The following is a 14,224-nucleotide window of genomic DNA, read 5'->3' on the forward strand; positions in this document are numbered from 1 at the left end:
CCGGACATCACGTCTGTGCGTCTCGGCGGCCCCGCCGGACATCACGCCTGTGCGAAAGGACTGCGCGCCGACGCGAAAGACGGCATCCCACGGCCCTGCCAGAGTCGTCACCAGGCCGAACCCGGGACTGTCCTCGGAGCGACGGTTCGACAGCAGCCCATTCCCACCACACCCCGGCCCGCCCGCCCGACGGGCGAGTCCCGGGCGAGCATCGAAGGATCCGCATGACCTCGACCCCGCAGGTACAGACCGTCCGCGGCCCCGTGGCGGCAAGTGACCTCGGCGCCGTACTGATGCACGAGCACGTCTTCGTTCTCAGCGAGGAACTCCGGCAGGCCCTTCCGGAAACCTGGGACGAACAGGAACAGATCAGCGACGCCGTGACCCGGCTGAAGACCCTTGCCGCGACGGGCGTCACCACCATCGTCGACCCCACCGTCATCGGGCTCGGACGCAACATCGCGCGAGTCGCCCTGGTGAACGAGCAGGTCGACCTCAACATCGTGGCGGCGACCGGCCTTTACACCCTGGCCGACGTCCCCGACTTCTTCCGGTACCACGGACCGGGCACGATGCTCGGCGGCCCCGAGGCCATGACCGACCTGTTCGTCCGTGAACTCACCACGGGTATCGCGGACACCGGCATCAGGGCCGCGTTCCTGAAGTGCGCGATCGAGGACCAACTCACCCCGGGAGTGGAGCGGGTGATGCGAGCGGTGGCCCAGGCCCATCTGCGCACCGGCGCTCCGATCACGGTGCACACCAGCGCGAGTGCTCGTACGGGTCTCGTCGCGCAGGACGTCCTGCGCAGCGAAGGCGTGGACCTCGGGGCGGTCGTCATCGGCCACAGCGGTGACACCGCCGACCTGGACTATCTGCACCAGCTCATCGACAACGGCTCGTACGTCGGCATGGACCGCTTCGGCCTCGACATCCTCCTGCCAGGCGACCAGCGGGTGGCGACCGTCGCGACGCTCGCGCACGAAGGGTTCGCCGAGCGGATGGTCCTGTCGCACGACGCGTCGTGCCACATCGACTGGTTCCCGCCCGGCGTACGGGAGCAGATCGCGCCGAACTGGCACTACACGCACCTGCACGACAAGGTGCTTCCGGCGCTGCGTCGTGCCGGCGTCACCGAGGCGCAGCTCACCACCATGCTGGTCGACAATCCACGCCGGTACTTCAGCCCGCCCAACGGCTAGCCGCCTCTGGATTCGCGAGGTGTCATGCCGAACTCCGAACGGAACGCGGTGGCGAACGAGGCATGGCTGCCGAAACCGCAGGAATGGGCGATCTCCGCGATCGAGTACGTGGACCAACTCGCACTGGCCAGCCGGGATCGGGCGACGTTCAGCCGTTCGCGGCGGATGAGGTCGCGCGCGGTGGTGTCGGCCGCCTGCAGCACCTGCTGGACATAGCGCGCCGACCAGCCGAGCGCCCGCGCGACGCCGACGACGTCCAGGTCCCTGTCGCAGGCATGCTGGCGGATGTAGCGCCGGATCGCGGCCTCGACGGTCGCTCGTTGCCCGGTGGGCGCCGAATCATTGCCACCCTCCGCGGCCAGACACACCAGGTCCAGCAGCCGGTCGCACGCGATGTCGAAGGTCGACTCCGAGAGATGCTCGCGCTCCTCGTGCAGTGTGGCAGTCAACTGCCGGATGACCCGGCCCAGTCCGCGGTCACCGCTGAGCATGTGCGGTCCCCCGGCCGCTACCGGGCTTCGACCGGCGACGTTCTGGCCGGCCATGAGGAAGGAGATCCCCACGAAGTCGTCACCGTGCGCGAACGTCAGCGGGCGGTCGATGTCGCACAGCACCATGCTGCCGGGCGCTATCTCACCCGACGACGCACCCTGTTCGACCCAGGCCGTCCCGGCGAGCGGTACGAGGAGTTCGTACGTGCCTCGGGGGTCGGACCGGATGTGCCGGGTGTCCCTGTCGACCACTTCCTCTCGGCCGGCGCACAGGGCGAGGCCGTAGACCTTCGACCGCTGCCACTCCAGGCGTCCGGCCCATGGAGCGCGGCGATCCGGCACTTTGATGCGGCTCGCACCGTGGAGGCCGGTGAAGACCTCGTCCCAGGCGCTCGCCGAGGAGACCGTGAGGTCCTGGTTCCGGGAAGGCACGCCTCATCGTAAGGCCGGCCGAGAGCCGCTCCGCAGCTGTGAGCCAGCTCACGTCGCCGGGATCGAACTCCTGGGCCGGTCCCGCGTCTTGTCTGCGCGCAGCCGAACGGCCTCGTATCGGGATCCGCCTCCATGAGGCCCCTCAACCAAAGGATGGACATGTTTGACCGCGTTGCGGAATTGACGGTTCGGTGGCCCAGAGCTGTGCTTGTAGTGGCCTCCGTCCTCGTTGCTGCGATGAGCGTCGTGGGTGTGGGCGCCTTCGGGAAACTGGTGGGCGGCGGCTTCGACGACCCTGATTCGCAGTCCACACAAGCCAGCCGGGTCATCGACGACAAGTTCGGCGGGGAAGCGAACCTGGTGCTGCTGGTCAGCAGTGGCACGCAGCGCGTCACCGACCCGGCGGTGGAGCAGGACGGCCGACAGCTGGTCGCCGATCTGCGCAAGGAACCCGAGCTCAGCAACATCGTCTCCTACTGGGACACCCAGAGCGACTCGCTGCTTGCCCGTGACGGCCGTTCGGCCATGGTCCTCGCCCATGTGAAGGGCGACGAGTCGACGCGGGAAGAGCACGCGCACGACATCATCGACACGTACACGGGCCGGTACGAGGGACTCACCGTCCAGGCCGGCGGCGGTACGGCGGTGGGCGCCGAACTGTCGGAGCAGGTTCTGAAGGACCTCCTCCTCGCGGAGATCATCGCGGTCCCCGTGACGCTGCTGCTCCTCCTCATCGTGTTCGGGGGCGTGGTCGCGGCTCTGCTGCCGCTCGCCATCGGCACGGTGGCGGTCGCCGGAACCTTCGCGGAACTCGCGCTCCTGGGCAGCGTCACCGACGTGTCGGTCTTCTCGATCAACCTGACCACCGCCCTCGGGCTCGGACTCGGCATCGACTACGCGCTGTTGATGATCAGCCGTTTCCGGGAGCAGCTCGCGTTGGGGACGAGCGTCGCCGACTCGGTTCGAACGACGGTGCACACGGCGGGACGTACGGTCGTGTTCTCGGCCGGCACGGTCGCGGTCGCGCTCACCGCGCTCCTGGTCTTCCCGCAGTACTTCCTCCGCTCGTTCGCCTATGCCGGCGTGGGTGTGGTCGTCATCGCGGCCGTCGGCACCCTCTTCGTGATGCCCGCTCTGCTCATGTTGTTGGGGCATCGCATCAACAGCGGCAGGCTCCCCTGGCCCAAGGCCGACCGTCATCGCCGGCGCGCACCGTTCTGGGGCCGGCTGGCCGGGACCGTGATGCGCCGGCCGGTGCTGACGAGCGTGCCGGTCCTCGCGGTGCTCCTGCTCGCCGCGGCGCCGCTCCTCGGCGTCACGTTCGGTACCCCCGACGAGAGGGTTCTTCCCGAGGACGCCGCGAGCCGGCAGGTGTCCACGGCGTTGCAGGCGGACTTCGCGGGCGATGACGAGGCCGCCATCCAAGTGGTCGCCGACGGGTCCGTGAACTACGAGGCCGTCGACGCGTACGCGGAGAAGCTGTCGCTCCTCGACGGGGTCGTTCGCGTCGAGGCGGCGACGGGCACCTACGCACAGGGCAAGGCGCAGGCCCCCGGCCCGGCGAACGAAGCCCTGGAACGCCCTGACGCACAGCGGGTCACCGTCATCGGTTCCGCTCCGCCCAAGTCGGACGACGCGCAGTCTCTCGTCCAGGAGGTCCGGGACGTCGCGGCGCCCGCGGGCGCCAAGGAGGTCCTGGTCGGAGGCGGGGACGCGGAGCTGCTCGACACCAAGGACTCGATCGCGAGCCGGCTTCCCCTGGCCGGCGGCCTGGTCGCTGTCACCACCTTCATCCTGCTCTTCCTGTTCACCGGAAGCATCGTCCAGCCGCTCCGCGCGCTGGCGTTGAACATCATCAGCCTGGCCGCGGCGATCGGCGCGATGACCTGGATCTTCCAGGACGGCCATCTCAGCTCCGTGCTGGGATTCACCGCCCAGCCGATGGACACGTCCATGACGGTGCTGCTCTTCTGCATCGCCTTCGGTCTGTCCATGGACTACGAGGTGTTCGTCACCAGCAGGATCAAGGAACTCCACGACGAGGGCGAGAGCACCAAGGACGCCGTCGTCCACGGCCTCGGCCACACCGGGAAGATCGTCAGCGCCGCGGCCTGTCTTCTCGCGGTCGGCTTCTTCGCGTTCGCCACGGCGAAGGTCAGCTTCATGCAGATGTTCGGCCTCGGCAGCGGTCTGGCCATCCTCATCGACGCCATCGCCGTACGCGGAGTGCTGCTCCCGGCCGCCATGCGACTACTCGGCCGCTCGGCCTGGTATGCGCCGGGGCCGCTTCGCAAGTTCCACCAGCGTTTCGGAATCAGTGAGAACGGCCCCGCAAGCAGCCACGCCACCGCGGGAGTCGAATCAATTTCAATGAAGGAGTCCGCACGAAATGCGTAACCTCATGAAGATCGGCGTTGCCGCCGGAGTCGGCGTCGTCCTGCTGACCGGCTGCCAGAGCGACGATTCCACCGACGACGCGTCGAACGACAAGCCGTCGACGCCGGAAACAAGCGCGGTCCAGGAAGTTCCGAGCACCCCCGCGACTCCGAGCAACGCCGGCGCGAGTGGCCAGACGGACAGCCTCGAGGGCGGGTGGCTCGGGGAATCCGATGTCGACAAGGTCGCGATGATCGTCCAGAAGAAGAAGGTCATGCTCGCCTTCCAGTCCGCGGACGGTCAGAAGCGGCAGGCGTGCGAGGGCCTTCTTCAGCAGAAGTCGATCCTCCTCAAATGCGTCGAGGACAACAAGGACCGTGTGAAGGGCACCGTCGAGATTTCGAGCGGCGAGAAGATCGCGATTGCCTGGACGTCCGGAAAGAAGGATCTCCTGACGAAGAGCGGTAACGGTCAGATGGACTTCTCGCAGTGGGGCCTTCCGTCGCCTCCGGCGACGGGCTGACACCTGAGCTGACACCTGATTTGCCTCCCGCTTCGGCGGCAACGCCTCCCGAACGGAGACGAATGCCGCCGAAGCGGGAGACTGTGCCCGACCACTACGGGAGGCTTCATGGCACCCCTTTCACCGCCTGTCCCAGAAGGCGACAGGAACAGCACCAGCAATTCCTGTGTGAACTCGGTCGGTCGTCTCATTGGACGGTCAGCGGAAACGGCGATCATCGACGGGCTCTTCGGCACCGCCGTCGCGAGGGGTACGGCGCTGCTGCTGACCGGAGAGGCAGGGGTGGGCAAAAGCGCGCTGCTGGACGCCGCGGCGCTGCGTGCTTCCGAAAACGGATTCCGCGTACTGCGTGTCGTCGGCTCCCAGTTCGAGGAGGGCGTCAGTTTCTCGGCCCTGAACCAGATATTGCAGCCGCTGGCCGGAGAGATCTCCGCTCTGCCCGCGCGGCAGGCGGAAACACTGCAAGTGGTCCGCGGGCTGTCCGAGGGCCAGCCGACCGAGCTGCTGGCCATCACGAACGCCGTGCACATCCTGCTGTCGCGGGCCGCCGTAGAGAGCAGTCCCCTTGCTCTCGTCATCGATGACGTGGCGTGGGTGGACCGCCCGAGCGCCACGGTTCTGAGTGCCGTCGCCCGCTACATACGCACCGGCCCCATCGCCCTGCTGGCCGCGTCCCGGACCGGCGACGAGTCGTTCCTGAGCAGTTCCGGGATACCGACGTACGAGGTCCAGCCGCTGGACGACGTAGCGGCGAACGAGCTGGTGACCGAGCGGTTCCCGGCCATGGCGGCCAGGGTCCGTCGGCGCCTTGTCGCGGAAGCCCGGGGGAACCCGCTGGCGCTGCTGGAGTTGCCCGTCTCGCTCAACGACGCACAGCAGTCGGAGCGAGGAACGCTGCCGACGGTGCTGCCGTTGACCGAGCGCCTCAAGAGGATCTTCTCCACGCGGGTCGGCGCGCTCCCGGACGCCACCCGGAAGCTGCTCCTGCTCGCCGTCCTGGACGGCTCGGGCGATCTGCACATCCTCCGGCAGGCCATGGGCGACCCCGACGGTCTGACGGAACTGTGCCCTGCCGAGAGGAACGGCCTCGTACAGGTCGACACCCTGACGGGCCGTCTGGTCTTCCGGCACCCGCTCACCCGGTCCGCGGTCATGGATCTGTCGACCAGCGCCGAACGCCGGTGGGGACATCTGGCGCTGGCCGCGGAACTCCCCGAAGGATCCGAACGCCGTGCCCGGCACCTGGCCGAGGCCGCCGTGGGCCCCGACGACCAGGTGGCCGCCCTCCTGCACCGGGTGGCCTACAGCACCCTGCACCGCGGTGACGCCGTCGGCGCCGTCACCACCCTGCTGCGCGCCTCGGAGCTGAGCAGCACGGGGACGGCCAAGGGGCGAAGGCTGGCCGAGGCCGCCTACCTGGGCGCCAACATCACCGGTGACCTCCGCAACGTACGCGCACTGCTGGACCGGGCCGGCCGCGCCGATCCGGTCGGCGCCGACTCCTTGGCGGCCGCCGTCGCCGCGGCAAGCCAACTCCTCAACGGCGAGGGCGATGTGGACACCGCCCACCGGCTTCTCGTCGGTGCCGTCGAACACCACGAACTGCCCGACGGGGCGGACGACACCGTCCTCCGCGAGGCGCTGCACACCCTCCTGGGCGTCTGCTTCTTCGGCGGACGGCCGGACCTGTGGCGCGCCTTCGACCAGGCCGTCGCGCGATGCCGGCCGTGCTCCTCGGATCCTCTGCTGACGGTGATGCGGGGCGCCTTCGGTGACCCGGCCCACGCGGCACTGTCCGTACTGGACGAGCTCGACGGGCGCATCGCCGGCCTCCACCAGGAGACCGACCCCACGCGCATCATCCGGGCCGCCGTCTCCGCCGCCTATGTCGACCGGCTGCCGGGCTGCCGCAGCGCGTTGCGGCGCGTCATCGACGACGGCCGCGGCGGCGGCGCCATCACGTCGGCGATCGAGGCGCTCTTCCTCCTGGCGAACGACGCGTACACCAGCGGACAGTGGGACGAACTCCGAAGGACCACGGACGAGGGTCTCGGGTGGTGCACGACATACAACTACCCCGTGCTGGCGTGCACTGCCCAGTTCCTCCAGGGGCTGGTGGCCGCCGCGCAAGGAGACAGCGCCACCGCGCGACAGATCGCGGACCGCCTCAACTCCTGGGGGAACCCCCGAGGCCTGGGCATGCTCCGCGTCTACGCCTCCCACATCCGGGCCCTTTCGGCGCTCGGCGGCGCGGACTTCGACGCCGCCCACCGCTTCCTGGGCGAAGTGGGCACCCCCGGACAACTGCCGCCTCACATGCCGCACGCCCTGTGGCTCCTGCTGGACTTCACCGAGGCCGCCGCCCACTCCGGCCGCCACTCCGAAGCGGCCGCGCACGTCGCGGTGGTCAGAAAGACCGACATCCCGTCGATCTCGCCGCGCCTGGCCATGCTGACGGATGCCGCCGAGGCGATCGCCAACCCGGACTTCGTGGACCATGAACTGTTCGAAGCCGCCATCGCCACGCCCGGCGCCGAGCGATGGCCGTTCGACTGGGCCCGGATCTGTCTGGCGTACGGCGAGAGGCTGCGCCGGGCCAAGGCGGGCGTCGAGGCCCGTGTGCACCTGGAGGCCGCGCTCAGCACGTTCGATCGCCTGGGGGCCGCCCCCTGGAGCGCGCGAGCGGGCAACGAGCTGCGGGCGAGCGGGATCCCCATCAGGACGGTCATCCCCGGCGCGGCCCGACCGTCACAACTGACCCCGCAGGAACGGCAGGTGGCACAACTGGCCGCCACCGGGCTGACCAACAAGCAGATAGCCGCGCGGCTCTTCCTGTCTCCCCGAACCGTGGCCGCCCATCTGCGCAGTGTCTTCCGGAAGTTGAACGTCACCTCGCGCGCGGGACTGCGCGACGCACTGACCGGCCTGACCCAGCCGTCTCCACCGCCCGCGCCCGAGGACGGCCCGCCTGCGAAGGTGAACAGGCGGGCCGTCGCGGAGTGGTGACTGTCTATCGGCGCGTGCCGCGGTCGGCCCGCTCGATGAGCTTGGTGACGGCTTCCGGGTGGCTGATCATGACGGAGTGGGAGGCGCCCCGGACCTCGACCGTGCCACGCGCGTGGGCGCGCTGGTACTCGAAGCGCTGCAGCGCCGGCGGAATGGCCTTGTCCGAGGTCGCGACCAGACCCCAGGAGGGAATGGTGTGCCAGGCGGCATCCTGGGTGACATCGGTCAGGGAAGACGCGCTGAACGGCCTCTGCGCGGCGTGCATGACATTGGTGACCGACACCGGAAGGTCTCCGGCGAAGGCGCTGCGGAACTTGTCGGCCTTGAGGTAGAGGTCCGAGCCGGTGCTGCCGTCCGGGTTCGGGAACGGTACGGGGTCGACCGCGTCGGGGATCTCGCTGCCCGGGTACTTGCCGAGGAGTTCGCCGACCTGCTCGCCCTTGTCGGGCACGAACGCGGCGACGTAGACGAGTGCCTTGACGTTGGGGTTGCCGGCCGCGGCGTTGGTGATCACCGCGCCGCCGTAGGAGTGGCCGGCCAGGATGACCGGCCCCTTGACGGACTTGAGGACGCTCGCCAGGTAGGGCGCGTCGGTCGGCAGTCCACGCAGCGGGTTGGCGGGGGCGACGACCGGATAGCCCTCTTTCTGGAGCTGCTTGATCACGTCGTTCCAGCTCGCGGACGCGTCGGCGAAGCCGCCGTGCACGAGCACCACCGTCGGCTTGGCGGCGTCCTTCGGGGTGGACGTCGGCGCCGCTGACGCCGTCGTTGCCAGGAGGACAGCCACCGCGGCACCCGCGGTGCCCGCAGCGGCTATTCCTTGACGTACGACCTTCTTGCGCATGTTTCGGTTCTCTGCTTTCTGGTGGCACGAATTTCTGATGGCACGAAATCCCGTCGGGATTCGTGAGAGCTCGCGCTCGTTGCGGGTGACCGTTCCCGTGCGGGGGTTACGCCTGGTGGGCGGCGGCCTGCTTGATCAGCTCCGCCACGGCTTCCGGCTGGGAGACGTAGATGGCGTGGCTTCCGGCGACCTCGGCGACGGTGGCTCCGGTTCGCTCGGCCATCGCGCGCTGTGCGGGCGGCGGGATCATGCGGTCGTCGGTCGCGACGAGATACCAGCTCGGCTTGGCGCGCCAGGCGGCCTCCGTGACCGTTCCGTTGAGGGCACCCAGGCCCCAGGGAACCTGCGAGTCGGCCATGAACCGGGCGTCCTCGGCCGGCACGTCGTCCGCGAACGACGCGGCGAACTTCTCGCGGTCCAGGAAGAGGAAGCCGTCCTGGGGCGGCAGGATCGGCGGAACGGGCGCGCCGGGGGCCGGGTCGGCGATCAGGGTGCCGACCGACTCGTCCTTGTCCGGCGCGAAGGCCGCGATGTAGACGAGCGCGGCCACACCGTCGTGCCGGCCGGCCTCGGTGATCACGGCCCCTCCGTAGGAGTGCCCGACGAGTACGGACGGCCCGTCCTGCGAGTCGAGGACCTGATGGGTGACCGCCACGTCGCCTTCGAGGGAGTGGGTCGGGTTCTGCACGACGCTGACGTTGAAGCCGTCGCGGCTGAGGAGGCGGTACACCGCCTGCCAGCCCGAGCCGTCGACGAATCCTCCATGTACGAGAACGATGTTCTTCACGGTGCTCATGCGATTGCTCCTTGTTTGTCGGAAGCTTCCGGGCAGGTACAAGCTAGGTCGGGCCGTCCATGCGGGCTTCGACCAAATGACCTAGTTCACGAAGCGTGTGACTGCCCGTGAGAAGGCCTCCGGCTCCTCGATGTGGCCGAAGTGGCCGCTGTTCTCCAGGACCAGGAGTTCCGATCCGGGGATCAGCTCATGCAGTTCCTCGGCCCACCGGACGCCGCAGATGACGTCGTGGCGGCCGACGACGACGAGGGTCGGCACGGTCAGTGAGCCGAGGTCCGCACGGTCGTCGATGATGTGCGGGTCGAGGTTCTCGTCCAGTCCGGAGATGTGCGTGGCCCGCACGGAGTCACGCAAGGGGGCGAACTCCTCCTCCCGGCCCCAGTAGTCGGCGAAGTACGAGGGGAGCAGCCCCCTGGCTACGGCGGTCATCTGCGCGTCGTCGGAGATCGTGGGGATGGCCTGGAAGGCCGCGAGGACCTCGGGGAGTCCGGGGTGGTCGGCGTGCCGCTCGGCGAACAGCTGGACCAGGCGCATGGCCTCCGCGCCGTGTTCGGGGCCGGTCAGCGGTGCGCTGTCGTAGAGGATCACCCCGGCGACGCGCTCCGGGTGGTTCAGGGCGTGGTACTGGACGACGAATCCGCCGTGCGAGTGCCCCAGGAGGTGTACCTCGGGCACGCCGAGGTGGTCGATCAGCGCCCCGAGGAACCGGCTGTAGCGCGGCCGGGTGTAGCCGTGGGGGTGGGAGGGCAGTTTGCCGGAGGCTCCGGTGCCGACCGGCTCCGGGTAGACCATCGTCAGGTGCCGCTCCAGCGCGGGCATCCGCAGGTACTCCCAGAAGATGCCGGGTCCACCGGAGTGCGCGATGCACACCGGTCCGGTGCCGTGGACGTGATAGCGCTGCACGACTCCGTCGATCTCGACGGTGTGCGTTCCGGCGGCCAGGGGTTCGGTCGCGGAGGTGGTCATGGGGTACTCCGTATCCAGCAGGTGTCGATGACACCGGCAGGACGTCGGAGCGAGGACGAAGTTCGACCCGAACTACGTGACGCCCGTCACATGGGAGTGAGCGACTGGAGGGCCCGGACCGGCCTGGGGTGCACGAGGCGCAGCCGGTGCGGACGACCGGCGTCGTCCAGGGTCATCAGCCAGGCCACCGAGGGCGGGCAGTGGTCGGGATCGTCGGCGGGGGCGAGAAGATCCATCTCCCAGACGACGAGGGACCGGCTTGCCACCGCATGGACCAGGCGCTGCCGTACGCCGGCATCGAGGTCGCCGTCCATGCCACGCACGAGGAGGCTCCGGTCGCCCACCGGTTCGTTGCCTCTGAGCAGTGCGATCTCGGGCGACCAGCGTTCCGTCAGCAGTGCACCGAACTGTCCGCTCTCGGCGGCGGCCAGGGTCTCGCGTGCCTCGGCGCGGCTGGCACGGGTGCGCCGCCCGGTGTCGCCGTGCGGGGCGTCCGCGGTGGCGGTGAGGGCGGTCGCGAGCTTGGCCCGTCCCTGGTTGAGCCGGCTGCGGACCGTACCGACCGGGACGCCGCACGCGTCGGCAATCCGCTCGTAGGAGGTGACGCCGGTGCTGAAGTGACGCAGTACCAGGGGCAGTCGCAGTGCGGGGGAAAGCTCCTCGATGGCCTCCCAGATCCAGTCCCGCATCGCGTGGTGCTCCAGCCGGCGCTCCGGTCCGGCCTCCGTGGAGGGCACGTGCAGATCGTCGATCGGCCGGAAGGCGACGGAGCCTCGCAGCAGGGAACGGGCGGCGTTGCGCACGATCATCCGCAGCCATGGGCCGATGGCCGCCGGGTCGCGGACGTCGCCCACCCGGCGGAGCGCGGTCACGGCCGCGTCCTGGAGTACGTCGTCGACGTCGGGCCCCGGTCCCAGGATGCTGAGTGCCACCGCGCGCATGCCTGCCCGATGCCGTTCAAGCAGCAGACCCAGGGCGGTGATGTCACCCGCCTGCGCCGCACGCGTGAGCACCGCGTCCTCAAGACGTGCGGTGTCATCTGCGTTGGGGCTCATGGGGTGTTCCTCTTCCGGCGTCTCCCGTCCTGTGTGTGACCGTACTTGGGGCGGCCCGGTGCCGTCACGGCCGCCCTGGGAAAGCCGGGTTCCGGGGGTACTCAGCCGTCCTGCACCGTGACCTGCCGGTCCTGGTCGGGGAGGCGGAGGAGTGCCGCTCCCAGTGGGGTGAGGGTGTGCAGGACGGTGTTCGCGTGGCGGTGGCTGGCGATGAGTCCCGAGTCGCGCAGCACCGTGGTGTGGTGGCTGGCGTTGGCGGGGGACACCGAGACCGCGCGGGCGATCTCCGAGTTGGTGGCGCCGTACGTCACCGCGAGCAGTACCGCGGCGCGGGTTCGTCCGAGCAGTGCCGACAACGGCGCCTCGGCCGGGCCCTGTTGGGGAACGGGACCGCCTGATGCCAGCGGGTACAGCAGTACGGGCGGCAGGTCGGGGTCGGCGAAGGAGACCGGCTTCTGCCAGCAGAAGTACGAGGGGATCAGGACCAGGCCGCGGCCGCCCAGGTGCAGATCGCGATCGACGCCGCCCACGTACTCCACTTCCAGGACGGGGGCTTTCCAGCGCATGGCCGGCCCCAGCCCCCCGAGCAGCCCCTCCGCTCCACCGTGCAGCAGATCGCGGCCCCGGCGGGCGCACTCGGCGTCGACGCGGGCCTGCATACGGTCGCCGTAGGGGGCGATGACCGCGTTGTGGTACTTGCGCAGCGCCGCGACCAAGTCCTCGCGCACGTCCTTGTCGGCCAGGCGGTACATGTCCGTCGGCACGTTCCTCACCTGGGCCAGCAGGCCGATCTCGTGCCGGACCCGGGCGGGCGGTGTGTCGAGGATCGCGTCGAGCCCGCTCTTCAGCCCGTGGCTTGCCTCGGCCGGGGTCAGAAAGTCGGGGAAGTACGTGGCGCGCGGGAAGAGCGGCAACAGCAATGTGCGTACGACAGTGCCCAGTTGCTGTGCGGCGATGGCGGCCCGGGCGTCGCGGTGCCAGGCGGCATGGGCCCAGCGCCCCATCTGGGACTGCAACCGGTGCAGGCTGGCGGTGATCTCCCATAAGGGGTCGGGGCGGCAGGCGAGCCGCGTTCGGACGAGATCCTCCGACGTGAAGTGGATACGCAGCACGGTCCCCCCATGCGTGATTCCTGCCCGGCGCGGCAGAAAATGCCGCGCCGGTCCTCGTGAAGACAATGACTGGAACGGATCATCCTCCGGGCGTACACAGCGGGGTCAGTGCTGTGTACGCCCGCCCGAACCATCAGCCCTGGATCAGGGCGGCCACCTCTGTGCGTATGGCGGGCATGTCTGCGAGGACCGTACCCGGGCAGTCGGTGGCTGCCCAGTGCTGGTGACCGCCGATGGCCGGCGCGACGCGGGCGGCTCCGCTCACCGGATTGACGTAGGACACCTTCCCCAAAGGGGCGATCGCATGGCGCTCGGCCAGTTCGGCCAGGAGCTGGATGAGCGCGGTACGTGCGGCGGTCGTCGGGGGCGTGGTCGTCAGTGTCCCCAGAAAGGCGATTCCAAGGTTTCCGCTGTTGTATCCCTGGACGTGCGCGCCGGTGACGAGCCGTCCGGACGCGTCATGCGCGGGCGTGCCGTCGGTACCGGACCAACGCCCTTCGTACACAAGGCCGTTCCTGTCGATCAGGAAGTTGTAGCCGATGTCGCCGTAGCCCTTGCCGACGGTGTCGTTGCGGTAGATCGCGCGTACCACCGCGGCCGGGTCCGGATTGGTGCTCCCGTCGGCGGTGTGGTGCACGGTGAGGGTCTGGACCGGGTAGTACTCCGGCGGCCAGATCTCCGTGCCGTCGGCGCCGTACCGCAGGGTCTCGTCCGCGCCCCAGGCCGCGCGCGAGCGCAACGTGTACGCGGCGGAGGCGGCAGTGGCCGCGGGCGGGCGGGGCACGACGCTCAACGCGGCGGCGACTCCGAGGCCACCCAGGAACACTCGTCGCGATACCGGGGACGCCGTGCGAGCTGGGCTACGGGAGCCTGCGGGGTTCGAGTCCGGGACCGTCATCGCGTGATTCCTCCTGTGGGGGTGTCCTGGCCGGTCGAAGCTGCCCGCTCCTTCCCTCGGGGAGCGGGCAGCCGGTGGAACGGAGGAGTGCCCTAGATGGCGCAGGCGGGCTTCGGGTTGTAGAGGCGGTTCCAGGTGCTGGGGCCCACGATGCCGTCGGCTCCGCCGTCGGTGCCGTTGCACGTCTGCACGTAGTAGATGCCCTGCGCGGTGGCCGGGCCGTAGTCCCCGTCCACCTCAAGGTAGGTCGGGTACTTGCTGTAGACGTTGATGAGGCACTGCACCTGACGAACCGCGTTGCCCTCAGCGTTGGGACGGACCGTGGGCCGCGCGGTGTCGGCGATGTAGTTGCAGTACGGCTCGGCGACCGCGGCACTCGCGGAGGGCGCGACCACGAGGCTTCCTCCGAAGGCCAGTACGGCGGTACTGCACAGGAGGGCTAGGCGGCGGGTACGCATGATGTCTCTCCCGAGGTGTGTGTTTGTTGTGATGAAAGTAAGAGTGCGTGTGAACGCGACCGCCG

Annotated in this window: 12 protein-coding genes; 4 read left to right on the forward strand and 8 right to left on the reverse strand. The window is 69.4% G+C overall.

Annotated features, from left to right (window positions below; all coding sequences use genetic code 11):
* Positions 1 to 224: 224 nt before the first annotated feature.
* Positions 225 to 1,202: a phosphotriesterase gene (locus tag ACIBEI_RS07465; RefSeq protein ID WP_398886016.1), complete on the forward strand. Its 978-nt coding sequence runs from the start codon at positions 225 to 227 to the stop codon at positions 1,200 to 1,202.
* Here ACIBEI_RS07465 and ACIBEI_RS07470 read toward each other — a convergent pair.
* A complete protein-coding gene (locus tag ACIBEI_RS07470; RefSeq protein WP_398886018.1) occupies positions 1,199 to 2,125 on the reverse strand; it encodes an AraC family transcriptional regulator in 927 nt (308 codons plus the stop codon). The genes ACIBEI_RS07465 and ACIBEI_RS07470 overlap by 4 nt on opposite strands.
* Positions 2,126 to 2,284: 159 nt before the next feature.
* Between ACIBEI_RS07470 and ACIBEI_RS07475 the strand changes: the two genes are divergently transcribed.
* From ACIBEI_RS07475 to ACIBEI_RS07485, 3 genes are all read left to right on the forward strand, one after another.
* Positions 2,285 to 4,522 carry an MMPL family transporter gene (locus tag ACIBEI_RS07475; RefSeq protein WP_398886020.1) on the forward strand — a complete coding sequence of 746 codons (2,238 nt, stop codon included), beginning with the start codon at positions 2,285 to 2,287 and terminating at the stop codon, positions 4,520 to 4,522.
* Positions 4,515 to 5,024, forward strand: coding sequence for a hypothetical protein (locus ACIBEI_RS07480; RefSeq protein ID WP_398886022.1), 510 nt, complete (start codon positions 4,515 to 4,517; stop codon positions 5,022 to 5,024). The genes ACIBEI_RS07475 and ACIBEI_RS07480 overlap by 8 nt, the downstream gene beginning before the upstream one ends.
* Before the next feature lie 168 nt (positions 5,025 to 5,192).
* Positions 5,193 to 8,030 (forward strand): ATP-binding protein, encoded by a 2,838-nt coding sequence (locus ACIBEI_RS07485; protein WP_398886024.1) that lies wholly within the window; start codon positions 5,193 to 5,195, stop codon positions 8,028 to 8,030.
* 4 nt (positions 8,031 to 8,034) lie between these two features.
* On the opposite strand, the gene ACIBEI_RS07490 is transcribed toward ACIBEI_RS07485, so the two are convergent.
* The 7 genes from ACIBEI_RS07490 to ACIBEI_RS07520 all read right to left on the reverse strand — a co-directional run bounded on the left by ACIBEI_RS07490 (position 8,035) and on the right by ACIBEI_RS07520 (position 14,159).
* Positions 8,035 to 8,874 carry an alpha/beta fold hydrolase gene (locus ACIBEI_RS07490; protein WP_398886026.1) on the reverse strand — a complete coding sequence of 280 codons (840 nt, stop codon included), beginning with the start codon at positions 8,872 to 8,874 and terminating at the stop codon, positions 8,035 to 8,037.
* A gap of 106 nt (positions 8,875 to 8,980) precedes the next feature.
* Positions 8,981 to 9,670, reverse strand: a complete 690-nt coding sequence (locus ACIBEI_RS07495) for an alpha/beta fold hydrolase (RefSeq protein ID WP_398886028.1) — start codon at positions 9,668 to 9,670, stop codon at positions 8,981 to 8,983.
* Between the two features lie 81 nt (positions 9,671 to 9,751).
* Positions 9,752 to 10,636 carry an alpha/beta fold hydrolase gene (locus tag ACIBEI_RS07500; protein WP_398886030.1) on the reverse strand — a complete coding sequence of 295 codons (885 nt, stop codon included), beginning with the start codon at positions 10,634 to 10,636 and terminating at the stop codon, positions 9,752 to 9,754.
* An 86-nt stretch (positions 10,637 to 10,722) separates the two neighbouring features.
* Positions 10,723 to 11,691, reverse strand: coding sequence for an RNA polymerase sigma factor (locus ACIBEI_RS07505; RefSeq protein ID WP_398886032.1), 969 nt, complete (start codon positions 11,689 to 11,691; stop codon positions 10,723 to 10,725).
* A 101-nt stretch (positions 11,692 to 11,792) separates the two neighbouring features.
* Entirely contained in the window at positions 11,793 to 12,803 is a 1,011-nt protein-coding gene (locus ACIBEI_RS07510) for an ArsR/SmtB family transcription factor (protein ID WP_398886034.1), read from the reverse strand.
* A 133-nt stretch (positions 12,804 to 12,936) separates the two neighbouring features.
* The gene (locus tag ACIBEI_RS07515; RefSeq protein WP_398886339.1) at positions 12,937 to 13,587 is read right to left on the reverse strand and encodes an N-acetylmuramoyl-L-alanine amidase; all 651 of its coding nucleotides are present in this window, start codon (positions 13,585 to 13,587) and stop codon (positions 12,937 to 12,939) included.
* A gap of 206 nt (positions 13,588 to 13,793) precedes the next feature.
* Positions 13,794 to 14,159 carry a peptidoglycan-binding protein gene (locus ACIBEI_RS07520; protein WP_398886036.1) on the reverse strand — a complete coding sequence of 122 codons (366 nt, stop codon included), beginning with the start codon at positions 14,157 to 14,159 and terminating at the stop codon, positions 13,794 to 13,796.
* Positions 14,160 to 14,224: the final 65 nt, after the last annotated feature.

The sequence above is a fragment of the Streptomyces sp. NPDC050988 genome (assembly GCF_044456225.1).
Taxonomy (GTDB): domain Bacteria; phylum Actinomycetota; class Actinomycetes; order Streptomycetales; family Streptomycetaceae; genus Streptomyces.